This is a genomic window from Neptunitalea lumnitzerae, assembly GCF_027924185.1.
Lineage (GTDB): Bacteria > Bacteroidota > Bacteroidia > Flavobacteriales > Flavobacteriaceae > Neptunitalea > Neptunitalea lumnitzerae.
In genome coordinates, this window is record NZ_BRVO01000002.1 from 491,743 (window position 1) to 513,893 (window position 22,151).

The following is a 22,151-nucleotide window of genomic DNA, read 5'->3' on the forward strand; positions in this document are numbered from 1 at the left end:
TCAAATTAAATCAGAAATTTTATCCACTGTAATGTAACGCTCTGTGGTAAAGCCTTCTGCATATTTTACATTTGCTATCCTTCCTAAATCTTCTGCTCTATAAGTTAGGCTATCAAAAAAGGTTTTACTGGTAATTGGAGTTTCAGGCTCATCACTGTTAGGATCATAAAATTGCGATTTGTATGCCTTTATAGCCTCTATTTTGGTATCCATATATCCAGTAATATCAACAATAAAGTCTGGTTTATCATCTCTCCATTGTAAATAATGGTAAACAACTTTCGGTCTCCAAGCTTCTTGTTTTTCACCATTCAATACTGTTTCTATTTTTCTTAACCCACTTAAAAAGCAAGCATCACTTACCAAATTACTTCCCTTACCATGATCTATATGTCTATCTCTAACAGCATTGCAGATTACCATCTCTGGCTTATATTTTCTAAGCATTTTAATAACCTCTAATTGATGTTCTTTGTCATTCACAAAGAAACCATCGGCCATTTTAAGATTTTCCCTAGCACTTACGCCCATAACCTTTGCGGCATTAGCAGCTTCTACCATTCTAAGTTCTGCAGATCCTCTGGTACCCAATTCTCCTTGTGTAAGATCTACAATACCTACTTTCTTCCCATTAGCTATTTCTTTGGCTAAAGTACCAGCACATCCTAATTCTACATCGTCTGGGTGTGCACCAAAGGCTAATATGTCTAACTTCATCATTTATTGTTTGTTTTTTCAAATGCCAAATCTAAATCGGCTATAATATCCTCAAGGTCTTCTATACCTACCGAGAATCGTAATAAATTATCTTTAATTCCTTGTTTGTTTCTCTCTTCCTGCGGCACTAGAGCGTGCGATGTCTTAACCGGTGATAAAATAGTACTCTCTACCCCTGCTAAGCTCATAGAGGGCTTTATAAGGCTTAAATTACCTATAAAAGCCATACTATCTATTGATTCATTAAGTTCAAAGCTAAGCATACCTCCAAAACCACTCATTTGTTTCTTGGCTATTTCATGGTCAGGGTGAGATTTTAAACCAGGGTAATAAACTTTATCTACCAACTTGTGATTTTCTAGATATTGAGCTAATTGCATCGCATTTTCATTTTGGGCTTTTACTCTTATCCCCAATGTTTTAATGCTTCTTTCTAAAAGCCATACCGTATAATCGCTTAAATTACCACCTAAATTAATAGCTAGCTTAAAAATTTGCTGTATATGCACTGTAGAAGCACAAATAGCACCCGCTAATATATCTGAATGTCCTCCTAAATATTTTGTAGCACTGTGAATCACTATATCAATTCCTAAATGGTGTGGATTTTGATTTACTGGACTAGCAAATGTATTATCAATCATAGAAATTAAGTTATGTTCCTTTGCTAAAGCAACAATCATTTCTAAGTCTGTAATAGCTAATAAAGGATTAGAAGGTGTTTCTACATAAATAACCTTTGTACTATCCTGTATAACAGTCTCAAAATCTTTACGAGTTAAACCTTCTGTAAACGAATATGATATCCCGTAATTTTCAAATACTTCAACCACCAAATTATAGGTACCACCATACAAAGATTGCTGCAGAATAACATGATCTCCAGCCTTTAAAAAGGCTAATAACGCATTACTTACGGCAGCCATTCCACTACCAAAAATAAGTGCTTCATCTGTACCTTCTAACGCCGCTAATTTTGTGCAAATAGCTTCTTGATTTGGTGTATTAAAATATCTAGGATATCTTTTTATCGCCACATTTTCATAGGCATAAGAAGTACTCATGTATAATGGAGATACTGCTCCTTTGAATTGTTCATCGGTCACTTCTCCTGTATGGATACAAACTGTATTTAATCCGTTTTTAGCCATTTTAATATTAAATCAAAGGTTCTTGTTGACTTAAGCAATGAAAGCTTCCTAATCCCCAGATAATATCCGTAGAATCTATTCCTACTACTTCCCTATCTGGAAAATATTGTTGTAGTATATCTAAAGCTACTTCATCATTTTTACAGCGGTATGTGGGCACAATTACCGACTTATTAGCAATATAAAAATTAGCGTACGAAGCTGGTAGCCTTGTATCTTCATAAACAACAGCATCTGGCATAGGTAATTCAACAATATTTAACTGTTTTCCATTTTCCAAGCGCATTGTTTTCAATTGCTTCAAATTATCTTGTAACAATTGGTAATTCTCGTCATTTCTATCCTCTTCTACTACAGTAACCACTGTATCTTCATTCACAAAACGAACGGTATCATCTATATGTCCGTCTGTATCATCACCAACAATACCTTCATCTACCCACAAAATATGATCTACTCCATAGAAATCAACTAAATATTGTTCTATTTGATGTTGATTCAAGTGCGGATTTCTATTCTCGTTCAACAAACAACAAGTGGACGTTAAAATAGTTCCTTTTCCATTAAATTCAACAGAACCACCCTCCATTACAATTCCAGGATGGAAAACGGGAATATCAAAGTGTTTTCCTATTTTGGTAGGAATTACATCATCTAAATCATATGGAGGATATTTATCTCCCCATGCATTAAACCCCCAATCTACAATCACCTTTTTCTGTGCAGTATTCGGGTTTATTAAAAACGCAGGACCATGGTCTCTGCACCAAGCATCGTTAGTAGGGTGAAGAAAAAAATCAACCTTACTTAAATCCACTTGTTGCTTTGCAAGTATATTAGAAGCAAATTGTTTCATCTCTTCATTCACTACATTAATACAAACCCTTTCTCCTTTGGTCAATTCTTTAATAAACTGAGCATAAGGGGCATATATAGTATTAATTTTACCGGGCCAAGAAGCTTCCTTATGAGGCCAACTTAACCAAGTAGCTCTATGCTTATGAAACTCTGCCGGAAAAAAATATCCTAATTCTTTTGGTGTCATTTATAAAAAATATCAATATAAACGCTTAATCTTCGTCTATATAACGTTTAGTAATTGGTTGATATGAATCTATTCTACGATCTCTTAAAAATGGCCAATGCGTTCTGTATTCGTCAGATTTCTTGGTGTCTATTTCAACTACCATTACTTCTTCATTTTCGTGAGAAGCTTGGAATAGTATGCTTCCAAACGGGTTAGAAACAAAAGAACCTCCCCAGAACTTCATAGCTCCTTCTTGCTCGTAGCCTACTCGGTTTACACTTACTACGTGCACTCCATTAGCAACAGCATGACTTCTTTGTATTGTTTGCCAAGCATTATACTGTTCTACATTGGTTTCGGTATCTTGTGATGTAGCCCAACCTATCGCTGTAGGATAGAATAAAATTTCGGCACCCATTAAAGACGTTATACGTGAAGCTTCCGGATACCACTGATCCCAACAAATTAGTACACCAATGGTGGCGTATTTTGTTTTAAAGGTTTTGTATCCTAAGTCTCCAGGGGTAAAATAAAACTTCTCATAAAATGCAGGATCATCCGGAATATGCATTTTACGATATTTACCTAAATAAGTTCCGTCTGCATCTATAACAGCTGTTGTATTGTGGTATAGGCCTTGTGCTCTTTTCTCAAAAAGAGAGGCTATTACTACCACATTACATTCCTTAGCTACTTCAGACAATGCTTCTGTTGAAGGCCCTGGAATAGCTTCTGCCAATGCAAAATTGTCATAATCTTCAACATCACAAAAATATAGTGATGTAAATAATTCTTGTAAACATACAATCTGCGCACCTTTTTCAGCTGCTTCTCGTACTTTTACTATTGCCTTATCTAAATTTTGTTGTTTATCTGCAACACAGGATGTTTGTACTAATCCTACTTTTACTTTTGACATGTTCTTTTTTTAACTTTTAATCCAATTAACAATTTCTGGGTCGGTTGGTAAAACTCTTGGAGCAATGACTTTCTCTAGCTCTCCTTTTTCATTGATCAAGTATTTTTGAAAGTTCCACTCTACTTCGGAATCCTTTAACCCATTTTGTTTTTTCTCAGTTAAGAATTGATATACCGCATTCATATCATCACCTTTAACTGATATTTTGCTCATCATAGGAAAAGTAACTCCGTAATTTTCTTTACAAAAAGTAGCTATTTCTTCGTTGGTACCAGGTTCTTGACTGGCAAAATTATTAGCTGGGAAACCTATAATTATAAAATTATCAGATTTATAGGTATCATATAACTCCTGTAAATCTTCATACTGAGGTGTTAAACCACATTTAGAAGCTGTATTCACAATCATTATTTTCTTTCCCTTTAGTTTAGCAAAATCAAATTCTCTACCGTAAAGGTCTTTTACTTTGAATTGATAAATTGTTTCTTTTTGTTGAGCAAATACTCCCATAGAAAAAAGTATTATAAATGAATACATTAGATTTTTCATAGTCTAAAAATTAGCTTTTCAAGCAAATTAAAAATTTAAAATTTGCCTTAGTTTACTTTATAACGAATTTAACGTTTCCTTTTTAATTAAAAAATCCCGCATAAAGCGGGATTTCATTATTTTTTAAAATTTACCCGATACCTCCAATATGCTATAGCTGAAAATGGTAATAAAACACCAACAGTATAGTACACAAAAGAAGGGGTTATTATTTTATCTCCACTTGCATAACTATGTAAACCAGTTAAATAGAAGTTAACTCCAAAATAGGTCATCATAATAGAAGCATAAGCTATCATTGCCATAAAATTAAAAGCAAACCTACCTCTTAAACCAGGTACTAAACGCATATGAACTACAAAAGCATAGATCATAATACTAACTAAGGCCCATGTTTCTTTAGGGTCCCAACCCCAATAACGTCCCCAGCTTTCATTAGCCCATTGTCCTCCTAAGAAATTACCTATTGTTAACATTACCAAACCAACGGTAAGAGTAAGTTCATTAATAATTGTTAACTCCTGTATAGCTAAATTAATCTTATGTTTAGTCTTAGAAGTAGTAAGAATATATAGTAATAAATTTAAGATAGCCAGAATAAACCCTAAAGTAAAAGGCCCGTAACTACCAACAATTACTGCTACGTGAATCATTAACCAATAACTATTTAAAACGGGTTGTAAATTACCAATGGAAGGATCCATCCAGTTCCAATGTGCAATCATAAGTATCATTGCAGTAACAAATGCCGCTGCTCCCACTGTAAAATCAGACTTTTTAAAGAATAATAATCCAATTCCCATGGTAGAAAAAGCTACATATATCATACTCTCATATGCATCACTCCAAGGGGCATGCCCAGAAACAAACCATCTAGCACCTAACCCAGCCATATGCACTAGAAAAACAACTAATAGTGCGTATTTAAGAATGTTTACTATGTATCTAATGAATTTTTTGGATACAAAAATTTCTATAATCAATACCAAAATCATTATAGATCCGATACTTATATACCAAACAAATATTTTCTTAAATACATCATACTTGTTATAAAGTAGCTCTGCTTTTACTTTTTCATCGGAAGGAAGAATATCTTTTGATAGTTTCTCTTGATTTTTCTTAAAAGCATTTAATATTTCTTCTGCTTGAGAATAGTCTCCATTTACCTTAGCATCTCTTAAAATACTTTTATATAAAGCTAATGAGTTTTTAATAAAGCTAGCATAATCTTGATCCTCTATAAATGCAGGGTTATTAGCTAAATCCGTTTGAGAAATCCATTTGTCGTTTTCATCATTTGGCACAGGAAATATCTTAAGAATATCACCATTTAGCGCTCTATTTAATAATGCTAGTTTTAAATCAATTTCTTTAAATTCTTTTTGAAACTGATTAGGAACAGCTGCTTTATAAGCATCTTCTAAATATGGTCCTAATTTATAATTACCCTTCTCATCAAAAAAGTCAATAGCCTTAACGTATTTGGTACCTTCTGGTACTCCTAAAATATGGTGTAAACTATCATTTTGTTTCTTAATATATAAAATAGGTGCATGATACCACGGAATAGGATTCTGCAACATAGATAGCATTACCTGATCTGCATTCATTTCCTTATAAGTATCGTACTTACTAAGTTTTCTCAATAATTCAGAAGAAAATGTGTTAACCGGCTTTATTCTACCTCCATCATCTTGAATAATGAGCGCTCCAAATTTTTCTGCATGCTCTTTACTTACGGTAGTGGAATGAATAAAGTTATCCACTTCCTGATTACTTAATTTTAAAAGTTCATTATCATGCGTTTCGTGTTCTGCATGATCGTGGTCATCTTGAGCAAATATTGATGTAGTACTTAATAACATCAATAAAAACAACAATGCTTTTCTCTTTTTAGCAATTGCGTCAAGTTTTTTACCTAAATCTTTAAATCTAGTTTGCCCTACAAACATAATAGCCATAAGAGCGGCATACAGTAAAAAATATCCTAAGTACGTAATATTAGTACCCCAAAAATCATGATTAATAGACAAAATGGTTCCTTTCTCATCTGGCATAAAAGAAGATTGAAAAAATCTATACCCCTCATGATCTAAAATATGATTCATATAAATATCATAGTCAAAAGGTTTATCATCCTCCACAGTTACTTTACTCATAAATGAAGCGTAACTTCTCTCAGTACCTGGATATTTTTCTGCGATAAAATCGTTTAAAGTAATTTTAAAAGGAAGTTGTTTACGGATAGATCCAAAAGATAAATGAAAGTCTAAATTACCTAAAGTAATACTTTCAGGGTCGTTTATAACTCCTTTCCCGCCAAGTAGTTTTACTATTTTAGATTCATTACCAACGGTAACTTTCACTACTAATGCATCTTGAGACTCTTTTGTTATTTGTTCCTCTGGTAATGCAATAATATCGTACTTACCTTTTGTTAAACTATCAGGTATTACATAATTCATTCCAGCACTAGTATACAAAGAACGTAACATCAACGGCTGAATGGTATCAGCTAGCAAGGTTCCTTTAAATTGATCGGCCATTCTCATGAAATTCCCTTCAAATGGAGATTCAATAGTATAAATGGAGTCTGTAGTTCTAATGTTGATGGCTCCGGCTGATGGCTTATTTAATGAGAATATTAAGTTATGAATATTAGCATCGGTACCATTCTTCAAAAAATGCTCATGTCGAGAACCTCCTCCCGATTCCACAATTTTTAAATACTCTTCTCCATTTTCATCAGCAACAAATCCTTCTTCTGCTCCATGAATAAAGTCTACATATTCTACAGTAAAAGGTTGTCCGTTAAAATCATTATTCCAAGTAAAATTATTATTTACATATTCAGAAAACAAAAAGTCATCTTGCAACGGTTTTCTTAATGGCTCACCATCAATTTCACCATCAACTAAAACTGTTAAATACGTTTTTTCAGATAAGTAAAAATCAGCAGTTTCTCCTTCTCTCAAAGGTAAAACACCTTCATCACCAATGTATCTGGTAATTCCAGCACCAACAATTATAAAAATGAAAGATAAATGAAGAATAAGAACTGACCATTTCTCTTTTTTATGAAGCCTGTACCTAACTATATTCCCCATAAAGTTTATTACGAAGAAAATCATTATGGCTTCAAACCATAAAGTATTATAAATATACAGACGAGCGGTTTCAATATTGTACCAGTGTTCTAAAAAGGTTCCTAACCCCATTGCTATAGCAAAAACAATAAATAAAATTGCCATTAAGCGTGTAGAAAACAGTACTTTGGAAAGTGGGTTTGACATTGTAATTAATTAACTTTTATTAAAGCGTTTTGGTTTAAAAACTATAAATTCAGTTTATAATTTCAATGTGCAAAAATAGTATGTTTTTATAGTTTATCTAACTAAATTATCTTAAAATTAGCTTAGTACTATTTATTAGGTTTCTCTCTATGACTGTACATATCCAAATGTATAGCACTCGCCATACGCTGAGCTTTATTCTTTAAAATGGTTACATTTTCTCCTGTAAAATTATCATCTAAAGTACTTACCCATAACTCTAACCAAGCTTTAAAATGATTCTCATTCATATTATGGTTAAAAAAACCATCCACTTTTCTATGCTTCTTCATTGGGTTACCTTCATAACCACTATCAAAAAACAATTGCCCACACCAAAAATCAGTTAAATGAGCCAAATGAGTTTCCCAATTAGCTATCATACCTGAAAAATATGGCGATAAAAAAGAATCCTTTCTTACTGAATCGTAAAATAAGTTAACTAATAGGGCTACATCTTCCCTATTTTTAATTTCCCGTTTTTCCATATGGTAAAGATAAATAATTATATGTAGTGTTTACTTTTGATAATGCCAATAATTTATTAATAATTGTATTTTTGCAATATGACTACAGTAACTGTTATTGGTGGAGGAAATGTAGCTTTACATTTATGTAAAGCGCTATTCAAAAGTCCGGATATAGTTTTACAACAAATATATTCTAGAAATAAACTCACATCTCATTTTGATGAGATTGAAGTAGACAAAATCAACAACTTAGAGTTAATTAAAGACTCCGACGTATATATCATATCCGTATCTGACGATGCCGTAATAGAAGTTGCCAAAAGTTTACCTTTAAAAGATAAATTGGTAGTACATACAACAGGCAGCGTTACTATGGATGATTTACCCCCGGCTAATAGAAAAGGCGTGTTTTATCCTTTACAAACGTTTTCTAAATCTAAAGCGGTTAATTTTAAAGATATTCCTATCTGCCTGGAAGCTGAATTTCAAAATGACTACAATATTTTAGAATCTATTGCTACTTCTATAAGCAATCAAGTATATAAAATAGATTCATCTCAAAGGAGGTCTTTACATCTATCAGCTGTATTTGTAAATAACTTTGTAAATCACCTTTTTTATGTAGGCGAACAACTAGGTAAAGATAAAAATATATCATTTAGCATACTTAAACCTTTAATTGAAGAGACTGTTGATAAAATAAAACATATCAACACATTTGATTCACAAACAGGACCTGCAAAACGAAATGACATAGGTACTATAAACAGTCATTTAAACCAACTTGAAAATTATCCTAATTTTCAAAATATTTATCAAATTTTGACCAAATCAATACGAGAAACTTATGAGTGAGAAAAGCTATAAAGAATATTTAAACCATATAAATACTTTTGTTTTTGACGTTGACGGCGTACTTACAGACGGCTCTGTTTTAGTAACCACGGAAGGTGAAATTTTAAGAACTATGAACGTTAAAGATGGCTATGCAATTAAAGCTGCTATTTTAAACGGTTACACTATTTGTATTATAACTGCAGGTAATAATGAAGGTGTAAGAGTTAGATTAAGAAACTTAGGCGTTACCGATATTTATATGGGGTCTTTTCAGAAAGCAGACACCCTTGATGAATTTTTAGACGTATATAATATCAACGCTGAAAATGTGTTATATATGGGTGACGATATACCTGATATACCTCCTATGAAAATGGTTGGATTACCTACCTGCCCACAAGATGCTGCTCCAGAAGTTAAGGAAATAGCCAACTACATTTCTGATGTAAAAGGTGGAAAGGGCTGCGTAAGAGACGTCATTGAGCAAGTAATGAAGGTACAAGGGAAATGGACAAAAGACTTTGACAACGAGCTTTTTAAAGAAAACTAATCTATATGAAGTATTTTAAACTCATAAGAATTGTAAACTTATTAATACTAGCATTAACCCAGTATTTATTCAAATATTTTTTAATAGATTATTACTATAACACTACTGCCTTAACAGATTTCCAGTTTTTTTTATTGGTATTTTCAACCGTGTGCATTGCCGCAGCAGGTTATGTAATTAACGATATTCAAGATGTCAATACCGATACTAATAACAAACCCACAAAAGTACTTGTTGGAAGAGAAATTTCAGAAAAAACAGCCAATTCTATTTATTTAGCATTGAATAGCATAGGTATTATTATAGGGTTTTACCTTTCGTATGCTGTTGACAAACCTAACTATGCTATGGTGTTTGTTTTTAGTTCCGGTTTATTGTACATGTATGCTACCAATCTTAAGAATTATGTAGTAGTTGCAAATATATCAATAGCAATACTAACTGCTGTTAGCATTCTTATAATAGGTCTTTTTGAGATTTTACCAATATATGGTGTAAATGATGCTTATGAGCATTTAAACAAGCATGTTTTTACGAGGCTACTTGTTTACAGTGGTTTTGCTTTTTACCTCAATTTTTTAAGAGAAATAGTAAAAGATGTTGAAGATATAGATGGCGACTATAATACAGGTAGAAAAACTATCCCTATTGAAATTGGAGTTAAAAGAACAGGCATGTTAATCGCTATTCTTACTTTTTTATTAATTGCGCTACTTTTTGGATTAGGCTACACCTATTTTTTCTCTAATGAAATAGTTATAGGCTATTTATTATTTGCAGTGTTACTACCCCTATTTTTTATAGCTATTAAAGCTTCGATGGCCACCAAGAAAACTGATTTCAAAATCCTTAAAAATGTACTTAAAGGTACTATGGTTACTGGCATTTGTCTGGTAATAATTATTCACCAATTTGTACTCACCAAATAATTATGATTTTAGACAAAGTAATTTCTAAATACAACTTAGTATTAGCTTCTAATTCGCCTCGAAGAAAGCAATTTCTAACAGATTTAGGGGTTCCTTACAGTGTTAGAACCGCAAACGTGGAAGAAGTTTATCCAGAAACTTTAAAAGCATCAGAAATAACCAATTATTTAGCAAAACTAAAAGCTGCTCCCCTTTTAGAAGATTTAGCAAAAAATGAATTGCTTATAACATCAGACACTATTGTGTGGTTAAATGAGGTTGCACTAGGGAAACCTGCTAATGAAAAAGATGCCTTCGAAATGATTTCATCTCTTTCTGGCACCTCCCATAAAGTGATTAGCTCAGTTTGTTTATCTACTAAGCAGCAACAAATAGTAGAAAGTGTAACCACCAAAGTTACTTTTAGAATACTTACCAAAGAAGAAATATTATACTACATTACAAACTTTAAACCCTTTGATAAAGCAGGTGCATATGGAATCCAAGAATGGATAGGCCATATTGGAATTACCAGCATTGAAGGATCTTACAATAACGTAGTTGGACTACCAACAGCACAATTTTATCAAATGCTTCAAAAATTTATCTAAAAACTGAATTTAATAAAGGTTAGGTATAATTTTTGATATATTTGAAGGACTAAAACCCTATCTTATGCATAAATTTTTTGCAGTGTTTTGCACGTGTATACTTTTTATATCATCATACAGCCAAACACCCAAACATGATACTTCTTCAGATATTTATAATAAAGTTCAGAAATTGAACTTCTTAGGAACAGTTTTGTATGTTGCCGCACACCCAGATGACGAGAATACTACACTTATATCTTATTTCTCAAATTCGATAAATGCAAGAACTGGGTATTTATCTTTAACACGCGGTGATGGTGGTCAAAATTTAATTGGCACTGAATTAAGAGAATCTCTGGGGGTATTAAGGACTCAGGAATTACTAGCGGCAAGAAGAATTGATGGCGGTGAACAATTTTTTTCTAGAGCAAATGATTTTGGTTTTAGTAAACACCCAGATGAAACTTTGGATTTTTGGAATAAAGAAGAGGTTTTAAGTGATGTTATTTGGGTAATGAGAAAATTTAGACCTGATGTAATTATAAACAGGTTTGACCATAGAACTCCTGGAACCACACATGGACATCATACTACATCTGCTATGCTAAGTTTTGAGGCCTTCAACAAAGTAGCTGATAAAAACGTATACCCAGATCAACTTGACGTAGTGGACACATGGCAACCTAAAAGAATGTTTTTTAACACCTCTTGGTGGTTTTATGGTAGTCAAGAAAAATTTGATAAAGCCGATAAATCTAAATTACTAACCATTGATGCTGGAGTATATTACCCTGAAATGGGAATAAGTAATGGAGAAATTGCTGCTTTAAGTAGAAGTCAGCATAAATGTCAAGGTTTCGGAACCTCTGGTACTAGAGGAGAAAGATTAGAATACTTAGAATTGATAGAAGGTAGCATGCCTTCTGAAAATAATTTGTTTGAAGGAATAAATACTACTTGGACTAGAGTTAAAGGTGGTAAAGAAATTGGCAAAATTTTAAATAAAGTTGAAGAAAATTTCGATTTTAAGCATCCTGAAAATCATTTAGATGATTTACTAAAAGCATACTCACTAATTGAAGCACTTGAAGACCCTTACTGGCGTAATTATAAGCTAAAGGAAATCAAGGATATCATTATTGCTTGTAGCGGATTATACGTTAATGTAACCAGCAATACTCCATATGCTACAAGAGGAGAACAAGTTTCCATAAACATAGAGCTTACCAACAGAACCCAACAAGATATTCAGTTAAAAGCAATCACTTCTAATGGAATATTTGAAAAAAAAGGTTATAGTGAGAAAATTTCTTTTAATACTTCTACTAACTATACCATAAAAGCTAGCTTACCAGAATCTTTATCTTATAATTCTCCTTATTGGTTAATGGATGAAGGTACTTTAGGAATGTATAAAGTAACCGATAGAAATTTAAGAGGCTTACCAGAAACTCCTAATCCAATAATTACTCAAATAGAAATTTCAATTAACGGAAAATCTATAAGCATTACCAAACCACTACTTTTTAAAGATGTAACGCCAGATAAAGGCGAAAATTATCAACCTTTCTACATCCTACCTAAAGTTACTGCCAGTATAGATAAAGATGTAATCATCTTTTCCGATGAAGCTACTAAAAATGTACAAGTTGTAGTGAAAGCCGACGAAAATAATATAAATGGAAATGTTAGCTTACAAGTACCTGACGGATGGAAAGTTAGTCCATCTTCTACCCCTGTTAGCATAGCCAACAGAAACGATATTAAAACGTTAACTTTTAAAGTAACACCACCAAGTAAAGAAAGTGTAGGTACCATTACACCAATAGTACAACTTGGAAATGAAATATTTGACATGGCATTAAAAGTGATTGATTACGATCATATACCAAAGCAATACGTACTAATGCCCTCTAAAACAAGAGTTGCCCGACTTAATATAGAAAAAGAAGGAAACCATATTGGATACATTGCTGGTGCAGGAGACAAAATACCTGAAAGCCTAAATGAGATAGGTTATTTTGTTTCTGTAGTGAATCCTGATACTATTACCGCAAAAGGGTTGCAACAATTTGATGCAGTTGTTATAGGTATTAGGGCTTATAATGTTGTGAATACTTTACAATACAAACAAGCTATTCTTGAAGATTATGTTTCTCAAGGAGGTACAGTTATAGCTCAGTATAATACCAATAGAGGTTTAATAACAGACCACTTGGCTCCTTACGAAATTAGTTTATCTAGAGATCGTGTAACCGATGAAAATGCTGAAGTTACTATTCTCGATCCTGATAATCCTGTTCTAAACTTCCCAAATAAAATAACTCAAAAAGATTTTGAAGGATGGACACAAGAACGTGGTTTGTATTTCCCTGACAAATGGGCAAAGGAATTTACTCCTGTATTATCTATGCATGATAAAGGAGAAACCGATAAAAAAGGAAGTCTTTTAGTAGCTAAGTACGGTAAAGGATATTATATTTATACCGGTTTAAGCTTTTTTAGAGAATTACCTGCAGGTGTACCTGGTGCTTTTAAGCTATTCTCTAATTTAATTTCAGTAGGAAAAAGTAATGTAAAAGCTAATAATATTAAGGGATAATGTTCGAAAAGTTCAAATGGAATAATATATATCTAGCAGTAATAATAGCTAATATTATTTACTTCATTATTTTTTATGTAATAATGAAAAGTAATAGTTAGTTATGGAGCTGATAGATTGGATTGTATTAACAGGAACATTAGCTTTTATAGTTATTTTTGGGTATTTAAAAACCCGAGGTAGTCAAGATGTTAAAGATTATATACTAGGTAATAACGAAGCTAAGTGGTATACCATTGGTTTATCTGTAATGGCTACACAAGCCAGTGCTATTACCTTTTTATCTACACCGGGGCAAGCTTTTCATGACGGTATGGGCTTTGTTCAATTCTATTTTGGACTCCCACTAGCAACCATAGTTATCTGTATGGTTTTTATTCCTATTTACCATAAACTTAAAGTATATACTGCGTACGAGTTTCTTGAAACTCGTTTCGACTTAAAAACCAGAAGCTTAGCTGCTATTCTGTTTTTAATACAACGAGGCTTGGCTGCGGGTATTACCATCTACGCACCATCTATTATATTATCAGCGGTTTTAGATTGGGATTTAAAAACGCTGAATCTTATTATTGGGTCCCTAGTTATTATTTACACGGTTTCTGGTGGTACTAAGGCCGTAAGTGTTACGCAAAAGCAACAAATGTTCATTATTATGCTAGGTATGTTTGCTGCTTTTTTCATTATTCTCTATTACTTACCAAGTGATATTACTTTTAGTAAGGCCCTAAAAATTGCTGGAGCAAATAACAAGTTAAACATTCTTGATTTTTCTTTAGATTCTGATAATAGATACACATTTTGGAGTGGTATCACAGGCGGATTTTTCTTGATGTTGTCTTATTTTGGTACAGATCAAAGTCAAGTACAACGCTACTTATCTGGTAAATCTGTTAGAGAAAGCCAGTTAGGATTAATTTTTAATGCGTTCTTAAAAATACCTATGCAGTTTTTCATTTTATTGGTTGGTGTTATGGTTTTTGTTTTCTATCAATATAACCACTCCCCTTTAAACTTTAATCCTGCTGCTCAAAAGGCTGTTTTAGAATCTGAATATAAAAATGAATATCTTAAACTAGAAGTAGATCACAGACTTTCTGAAGTGGTTAAAAAAATTGCTCAAGATCAATTTAGTGCTGCATTAGATATTAAAGAATATGAGGCCACTATGGCAGCTAAAAATAAAATCATAGAGCTAAACAAAGAAGAACAAGAGCGCAGAAAAAAAGCAAAGGAAATTATTAGTAAAGTAGACAGTTCTTTAGAAACTAATGACAAAGACTATGTATTTATACATTTTATTTTAAATAATCTCCCAACGGGCGTTATAGGCTTATTATTAGCTATGATTTTGTCTGCGGCCATGTCATCTACAGCTTCAGAACTAAATGCCTTGGGAACTATTACTACCATTGATATTTACAAAAGAAACCAGAAAAAAGACAAAACTGAAGCTCATTATTTAAAAGCATCTAAAGGCTTTACGCTACTATGGGGTATTGTGGCTATCATTTTTGCAAATTTTGGTTCCCTATTCGAAAATCTAATTCAACTGGTAAACATAATAGGCTCTATATTTTATGGTAATGTACTAGGTATATTTTTAATAGCCTTCTTTTTAAAATTTATTAAAGGTAATGCTACTTTTATAGGAGCACTACTTACACAGGTTATCGTAATTGTTATATTCTATTTTGCTATTTATATTCATCCTGATGGCCAAGAAAAAATAAGCTATCTGATGCTTAATTTCTATGGTTGCTTGCTTGTTGTTACCATTGCTGCTATTTTACAATTAATACTTCCTAAAAAACAGAAAGATGTCATCAAAAATTAATTGGGCTATACTTGGTACCGGAAAAATTGCCAGAAAATTTGCTACAGATTTAAAAGTTGTTCCTAATACAGTTATGTATGCAGTGGGTTCTAGAACCAAGGAAAGTGCTGAGCGTTTTTCAAAAGAATTCAATTTTGAAAATAGTTATGGTTCTTACGAAGCATTAATTAACGATGAAAATATAGATGCTATATACATAGCATCTCCTCATGCTTATCATTTTGAGCATACTAAAATGTGCCTAGAAAAAGGGATTGCAGTTTTATGTGAGAAACCATTTGCCATGAACTCTAATCAAGTACAGGAAATGATTGCCTTAGCAAGAGAAAAGGATGTTTTATTAATGGAAGCATTATGGACTCATTTTCTACCGCATTATCAATTTGTAATGGATTTTACCCAAAAGAAAACTTTTGGTAAGATAAAGTCTATGAAAGCAGACTTTGGTTTCTTCAGAGAGTTTAGCAATGATGACCGTGTTTTTAATAAATCACTAGGAGGAGGAAGTTTATTAGATATTGGTATCTACCCTATTTTTGCGGCATTAACACTTTTAGGCCTACCTGACGGCATTAAAGCTAGTGCTACTTTTTTTGATAACGGAGCAGATGCTACCTGTTCTATGGAATTTAGTTATGCTAACAACGTAAAAGCATTTTTAGAAAGCTCTTTAATAGAAGAAACACCTACCGAAGCTATTATTGAATACGAAAAAGGTACTGTTCATATTTTAAGAAAGTTTCATGAGCCTTCAAAAGTAAAACTTATAGATGCCAACGGAACCGTTGAAATTAAAGATTTCAATTACACCACAATCGGTTATAATTATGAAACTGCACACTTTACAGAATTACTTTTAAATGGAGCGAAAGAAAGTCCGCTTATGAATTTTGATAAGAGCTTAAAAATCATTGGTCTATTAGATAAAGTAAGAGAACTTATAGGTCTTGAATATTAAATAAGCAAAAATTCTGATTCTTTTTTTGCTGACAAAAGTCAGCGAAAAACACTTGTAAAAATTAGTCTCTAACTAGTCTTTAAAGTAATTTTATCCCATAATTTTAATGCAGATTATGAGAAAAATTCTATTCATTATAGCAGTATTTATAGCTGAAGTTAGTTTAGGGCAATCTAACGCCTTAAAATTAAATCTTGATGAAGATGGTACAACTTATATAAAAGGTAGTGTTAGAACCATGTTCTGGGCAAGATATATGGATATGAATCCAGGAACCACCATCAACAATGAATTAGTAAATAACGATGTTGACTTTTCTATAAGAAGACTAAGAATTGCCATCCAATCACAAATAACTCCAAAACTGTATTTCTACAGTTTAATGGGAGGAAATAACATTAATAGCCGATCAGAAAAAGATTGGAAAATGGGTGTACTCGATTTAAATGTAGAGTATGAATTTGCAGAAGAATTTAGCTTAGGTATAGGTAAACATGCTTGGGATGGGTTAAGTAGAAACCTTGTACGTAGTAGTGCCTCTCTAATGGCATTAGACGCACCTTTATTCTCGTTATTAAGTGTAAACATGAACGATGATGTAGGTAGAGGTTTTGGTATTTGGAGTAAAGGGCAAATTGGAAAATTTGATTATATATTGTCATTAAAAAAACCTACGCCTTATGGCGTGGCAGCACAAGAAGGTGTTACAGGCTACGCTCTTAATAGCCCAAAACTACGTTCATCTGCCTATGTAAAGTATGAGTTTTTAGATAATGAGAGTAACAAAACTGCTTATAGCGGAGGTGCTGGCACTTACTTAGGTAAAAAGAAAATCTTAAACTTAGGAGCTGGTTATTTGTTTGAACCAGAAATGACGAGTAGATTGGTTAACAATGAAGAAGTCTATTACGATTTTAAAAATTGGGCTGTTGAAATATTTTATGACACCCCATTAAATACAGATAAAGCTACTGCCCTAACCTGCTATTTGGGTTATTTTAATACAGATTTCGGATTAGACTATATACGAAACGTCGGAGCGAATGGATACACTTCAGGTGGAACCTCATTTAATGGCTCGGGTACTGCTTTCCCTATGATGGGCACCGGAGATATTGTATTCTTTCAATTTGGCTATTTATTACCAAAAGATTTGTTAGGAAAAAAGAAGTTCAATGGTCAATTACAACCTAATATAGCTATACAGCAATCTTATTTTGATGCTTTAGACGATGCGGCTACCGTGGTAGATTTAGGTGTCAACTGGTATTTTAAAGGACATACTAACAAACTAACACTTGGTTACCAATCTAGACCTATTTTTAATGAAAATACCCTAGGAGAAATTAAAGAAACTGATAGAAAAGGAATGTTTGCCTTACAATATCAAATAGTTATTAATTAAGTCCCCTTATTTTTAAATATTATTTATTGGTGAAAAAGTAAAACTAGGTTATTTTTAGCATTCATGTTAAATTATACTAGTTTATGGATTCATTAAGTAGAAGAAAATGGATAAAAAGAAGTGCTCTAGGATTAGGTGCTTTAACCCTAAGCCCCTTTGATAGTTGGGCAAATAGAGTTTCCTTATCACAAATAGAGAACAAAAAGTTTCTGTATCCTGAAACACAACCTTTTAATGAATTCACACCTCCTTTTCCCATAACTGAAACTCCTCCTGCTATTTTAGCTTGGAATGAAAACCCTTATGGTTTTTCACCAAAAGCAGTGGAGGCTATGCAAACATCAATTGCAGCTGGTAACAGATATGGATGGATGCAATTAAATGAATTAAAAAAGAAAATAGCCAAAAAAGAAGGTGTTGGAGCCGACCAAATAATGATGGGACCAGGTTCTACAGATTTACTGGAAAGAACTGCTATGTTTTTCTTTAAAGAAGGCGGAGAAGCAAATGTTATTACAGCTAACCCTGCATATATGTCAGTGGTAGATGTTGCTCAAGCACTTCATGCCGACTGGAAAGCTATAAAGCTAACCAAAGATTATGACCACGACTTAAAAGCTATGGAAAAGGCTATTGATGAACATACCAAATTAGTTTATATAGCCAATCCTAACAACCCTACCGGTACTGTTACCAACAAAAAAGATTTAGTAGACTTTTGTAAGAGAATCTCTAAAAAAGTACCTGTTTTTGTAGATGAAGCTTATTTAGAATTTTCTAAAAACGGATTAGAAGACAGCATGATATCGTTAGTTAAAGAAGGAGGATATAATGTTATTGTAGCAAGAACTTTTTCTAAAATTCACGGCATGGCTGGGTTACGATGTGGTTACATAGTAGCCTCTAAAGATCTTATTAGTAAACTAAATAGTTATACCATACCTGGGTTTGGTACTAGTGTGCCTACCATTACTGCTGTAGATGCTAGCTTATATGATGAGGAACATTTAGAAATGTGCAGAACTAACATTGTAAGAGACAGAGAAATTACAGAAAGCTATCTAAAAAAGAAAAAATTAAACTATTTACCATCTAATACCAACTTTATTATTTTTGAAATCCCTATGGATGGTAAAGAAATGATGTCTAAACTATATGAACATGGTGTGATGGTACGAACTTTTAAATTTTGGGACAAAAATTGGTGTAGAGTTACCATTGGTAAGACAGCAGAAATGAAAATCTTCTATGATGCAATGGATAAAATATTTGTATAAATAAAGAGGGAGGTAATTCTAATAAAATTACCTCCCTCTTTTATAGTCAATCATCATAATTCGATTTTCTGAAATTAATCAGAGAAGAAAAAGAATCATATAAACAGAATTACTTATCTCCCAAAATAATTGGTAAACCATCTTTTCCACTTCCAATTACAATTACCTTACTATTAGAAGATTTTGATAACTCTATTGTAGCTTGTATCCCTTTTTCTTTTAAAATTTTATCAGTTAGTGAAGCATTCAAAATATCATTAGCTCTAGCTTTACCTTCTGCTTCTATTTTTTGACGTTCTGCCTCCTTTTGTGCTTTAGACAATCTAAACTCATACTCCAAAGCTTCTTGCTCTTGACGTAGTTTTCTTTCTATAGCATCCTTAATAGTTGGTGGCAATGTTATATCTCTAACCAAAGCATTTTTAAGCACTACATATTGGTTATCCAATATTTCCTTTGTTGCTTCAAAAATTTCTTGTTGAATAATATCTCTTTTACTTGAATACAGCTGTTCTGGTGTATATCTACCAATAACACTTCTAGTAGCAGAACGTAAAGCAGGTTTAATAATTCTATCTATATAATTTTCTCCTTTTTGCTGATGTAATAATCCTAATTTAGCAATTTCAGGTGTAAACCAAATGGTTGCGTCTAAATCAATTTCTAATCCATTAGATGACAGAACATTCATCTCTTCAGACAATTCTTGTTGTCTTATTTCATAGATATACACTTTATTCCAAGGAGCTACCAAATGAAACCCTTCTCCTAACGCAGGCTGGTCAGTAACCACTCCTCCTCCAAATGTTTTATATAACACTCCACGCTCTCCAGAGCCTATAGTTACAGTAGATTTGCTTAAAAATATAATAAGAAATATAGCTACAACTCCTAATACGATATAACGTTTTGATATTGTATTCATAGATTATTTATTTAATAAGGTTATTGCTTAATTTACAAAGAAAATTTCAGTTGTTAAAAAGAAAACTCTATTAAACCATTCCAAAATATTTTCTTAAAAACCATTCTACTGCCAATACTGCTGCTAATATAAATAATAGCCATTTCCAGCTAATAATGGAAGATATTGTTTCCTTTGAAGTTTCAATAGGCTTGTAAGATTCGTTACTTACCAATTCATTTAAAAGTAGCTTTTGCTCATTTAATAAAAAGACCTGACCATTAGTAGCTTCAGACAAATCTTTTAAACCTTTATAATCAGCATTATAAAACTGATCTTCCACAGAATAAGGAATTAATGTAAACGAACCAGAATTACTAATATTTTCATTTTTAACAGTTACAGTGTAACTATAACTACCAGGGGCTAAACTATTATTTTCAAATTCAAAATATGCATTTTTAAATTGCATATTAAACGTTTCTGAAAAACCTGTTTCTTTATTTTTTATTATTATATCTAACTCAACATTAGCGTCTAACTCATAGTTCTTATTAAAATAAGCCGCATCAATTAAAACATTGCCGTAATAAAAGTTTTTGGCTTCTACTTGTAATCGTTCCTTTTTCTTATTAGAAGCTAGGTAAAAAACTAATTTACTAATTAGCTGATCATATTCTTCAAAATTATCCGTTTCTAAGTAGGTTTTAGCTCTCCATCTCCAGCTATCTTCACCAAACAACACTCCTACTCTTCTTTTATTATTTTCTAAAGTAATAAGTAATGGATCTTCTAAAGTTATGTTTCTAACCTTTTGTTGTAATAACACATCATAATCTCCATTAATAGTTACATTACCTAAATAACTTTTTAAAGGTGGTAATTGATTAAAAGGAACATCGTTTGTGATAAAAGTACTGAATCCGCTATTTAAAACAGGTTGCACATCTTCTATGGAAGTTGATCTTTTATAAAAGTCTGACTGTGCATTGTTTAAAAAATCCCAATCTGTTCTACTTCCCGTAACAACAAATGTATTTTTAGAAAGATTACTTATTTGCTGAAATAATTCTTGAAAAGAATTGGAAGGTTGATACAATATTATTAATTGATAATCATTTAGGCTGTTTACAAAATCTGCAGGTTTACCTATGGTAACCTCTCTTTGTTCATTAGACTCTATACTTTTCTTTAAAGCTCCTAAATCTGGGTGTATAAAATCTGAAACTATTGCTATTTTAGATTGCTCATCTAATACTTCTACAGCAAATTGAGTACTGTTATTATCAGTATTTTTCTCATCTAAAATAGCCGATACTGAAGCGTTGTATTTTATAACTCCTAATTGATTTGCTTTAATGTAAGTGGTTATTTTCTTAGAAGAGTTTTCAGGGCTAAATGCAATATTTTCTTGATAAATAGTATTATTTCCACTAGTAATTTTAAAAGAAGTATTTCTCTTCTGTGTACCTTTATAATTAACAAATACCTCTACAGGAAATTCATTCTTATAATAACTATAGTTATTTACATTAATTTTTGAAATACGAACATCTTCATATTGTGTAGTATCACCTAACACAACGGTATACACTGGTTGGTTTAGTTTACTGGCCGCGTAAGCATAATCGGTACCATAAGTTTGGTTACCATCAGTAAACATAACTACAGGAGCTATTGTATTACCATAAATACCATCTATAGTAGTTAATGCATTAGAAATATCTGTTGCTTTTTCTTTAAATGAACCAACAGACCCCGTTTCTAATGAAGTACCAAAAGTATATGGCCTTACATCAAATTTTTCTTGTAACTCTTGAGAGTTTAACAATTGAGTAATTTGATTATTAATTTCACTAGAATCTGCAATTTTACTAATCGACGTAGTATTGTCAATTAAAACTGGTAAAACTGGTTTAGCAACAGTATACTTAAAATGCTTCACCTTAGGGTTTATAAGTATAAATGCTAAAATAAATAAAGACAAAAACCTGCAAAGGGCAAAAATATACCAGTTTTTAGTACTTTTTTGTCTGTAATAAAAAAAGGCTATGGCTGCAGAAACAGCCAAAGCCAAAATAATATATAATACGGTTACTGTACTCAATTAAA

The 22,151-nt window shown here is 32.3% G+C and carries 18 protein-coding genes; 9 read left to right on the forward strand and 9 right to left on the reverse strand.

The window, feature by feature from the left end; all coding sequences use genetic code 11:
• The 7 genes from bshB1 to Y10_RS09640 form a co-directional block, all read right to left on the reverse strand.
• Positions 1-717, reverse strand: a complete 717-nt coding sequence (bshB1, locus tag Y10_RS09610) for a bacillithiol biosynthesis deacetylase BshB1 (RefSeq protein WP_281765697.1) — start codon at positions 715-717, stop codon at positions 1-3.
• Positions 717-1,874 (reverse strand): trans-sulfuration enzyme family protein, encoded by a 1,158-nt coding sequence (locus Y10_RS09615; protein WP_408733620.1) that lies wholly within the window; start codon positions 1,872-1,874, stop codon positions 717-719. The genes bshB1 and Y10_RS09615 overlap by 1 nt, the downstream gene beginning before the upstream one ends.
• A 1-nt stretch (position 1,875) precedes the next feature.
• Positions 1,876-2,913 carry an agmatine deiminase family protein gene (locus tag Y10_RS09620; protein WP_281765169.1) on the reverse strand — a complete coding sequence of 346 codons (1,038 nt, stop codon included), beginning with the start codon at positions 2,911-2,913 and terminating at the stop codon, positions 1,876-1,878.
• A gap of 25 nt (positions 2,914-2,938) precedes the next feature.
• The gene (locus Y10_RS09625; protein ID WP_281765170.1) at positions 2,939-3,814 is read right to left on the reverse strand and encodes a carbon-nitrogen hydrolase; all 876 of its coding nucleotides are present in this window, start codon (positions 3,812-3,814) and stop codon (positions 2,939-2,941) included.
• 9 nt (positions 3,815-3,823) lie between these two features.
• A complete protein-coding gene (locus tag Y10_RS09630; RefSeq protein WP_281765171.1) occupies positions 3,824-4,363 on the reverse strand; it encodes a glutathione peroxidase in 540 nt (179 codons plus the stop codon).
• A gap of 116 nt (positions 4,364-4,479) precedes the next feature.
• Positions 4,480-7,617, reverse strand: coding sequence for a cytochrome c biogenesis protein (ccsA, locus tag Y10_RS09635; protein ID WP_281765172.1), 3,138 nt, complete (start codon positions 7,615-7,617; stop codon positions 4,480-4,482).
• 170 nt (positions 7,618-7,787) lie between these two features.
• Positions 7,788-8,186, reverse strand: coding sequence for a group III truncated hemoglobin (locus Y10_RS09640; protein WP_281765173.1), 399 nt, complete (start codon positions 8,184-8,186; stop codon positions 7,788-7,790).
• 78 nt (positions 8,187-8,264) lie between these two features.
• On the opposite strand from Y10_RS09640, the gene Y10_RS09645 reads away from it, so the two are divergent.
• The 9 genes from Y10_RS09645 to Y10_RS09685 all read left to right on the forward strand — a co-directional run bounded on the left by Y10_RS09645 (position 8,265) and on the right by Y10_RS09685 (position 19,135).
• Positions 8,265-9,023: a Rossmann-like and DUF2520 domain-containing protein gene (locus tag Y10_RS09645; protein WP_281765174.1), complete on the forward strand. Its 759-nt coding sequence runs from the start codon at positions 8,265-8,267 to the stop codon at positions 9,021-9,023.
• Entirely contained in the window at positions 9,016-9,555 is a 540-nt protein-coding gene (locus Y10_RS09650) for a KdsC family phosphatase (RefSeq protein WP_281765175.1), read from the forward strand. Before Y10_RS09645 ends, Y10_RS09650 begins: the two co-directional genes overlap by 8 nt.
• Positions 9,556-9,560: 5 nt before the next feature.
• Positions 9,561-10,484 carry a geranylgeranylglycerol-phosphate geranylgeranyltransferase gene (locus Y10_RS09655; protein ID WP_281765176.1) on the forward strand — a complete coding sequence of 308 codons (924 nt, stop codon included), beginning with the start codon at positions 9,561-9,563 and terminating at the stop codon, positions 10,482-10,484.
• 2 nt (positions 10,485-10,486) lie between these two features.
• Positions 10,487-11,074 (forward strand): Maf family nucleotide pyrophosphatase, encoded by a 588-nt coding sequence (locus Y10_RS09660; protein WP_309297827.1) that lies wholly within the window; start codon positions 10,487-10,489, stop codon positions 11,072-11,074.
• Between the two features lie 64 nt (positions 11,075-11,138).
• Positions 11,139-13,658 (forward strand): PIG-L family deacetylase, encoded by a 2,520-nt coding sequence (locus Y10_RS09665; protein WP_281765177.1) that lies wholly within the window; start codon positions 11,139-11,141, stop codon positions 13,656-13,658.
• Between the two features lie 103 nt (positions 13,659-13,761).
• Positions 13,762-15,495: a sodium:solute symporter gene (locus tag Y10_RS09670; protein ID WP_281765178.1), complete on the forward strand. Its 1,734-nt coding sequence runs from the start codon at positions 13,762-13,764 to the stop codon at positions 15,493-15,495.
• Positions 15,479-16,453 (forward strand): Gfo/Idh/MocA family protein, encoded by a 975-nt coding sequence (locus Y10_RS09675; RefSeq protein ID WP_281765179.1) that lies wholly within the window; start codon positions 15,479-15,481, stop codon positions 16,451-16,453. The genes Y10_RS09670 and Y10_RS09675 overlap by 17 nt, the downstream gene beginning before the upstream one ends.
• Before the next feature lie 115 nt (positions 16,454-16,568).
• The gene (locus tag Y10_RS09680) at positions 16,569-17,858 is read left to right on the forward strand and encodes a porin (RefSeq protein WP_281765180.1); all 1,290 of its coding nucleotides are present in this window, start codon (positions 16,569-16,571) and stop codon (positions 17,856-17,858) included.
• Positions 17,859-17,941: 83 nt separating this feature from the next.
• Positions 17,942-19,135, forward strand: a complete 1,194-nt coding sequence (locus Y10_RS09685) for a pyridoxal phosphate-dependent aminotransferase (protein ID WP_281765181.1) — start codon at positions 17,942-17,944, stop codon at positions 19,133-19,135.
• A gap of 109 nt (positions 19,136-19,244) precedes the next feature.
• On the opposite strand, the gene Y10_RS09690 is transcribed toward Y10_RS09685, so the two are convergent.
• Both Y10_RS09690 and Y10_RS09695 read right to left on the reverse strand, forming a co-directional pair.
• The gene (locus tag Y10_RS09690; protein ID WP_281765182.1) at positions 19,245-20,060 is read right to left on the reverse strand and encodes a prohibitin family protein; all 816 of its coding nucleotides are present in this window, start codon (positions 20,058-20,060) and stop codon (positions 19,245-19,247) included.
• Positions 20,061-20,130: 70 nt separating this feature from the next.
• The gene (locus tag Y10_RS09695; RefSeq protein ID WP_281765183.1) at positions 20,131-22,146 is read right to left on the reverse strand and encodes a VWA domain-containing protein; all 2,016 of its coding nucleotides are present in this window, start codon (positions 22,144-22,146) and stop codon (positions 20,131-20,133) included.
• Positions 22,147-22,151: the final 5 nt, after the last annotated feature.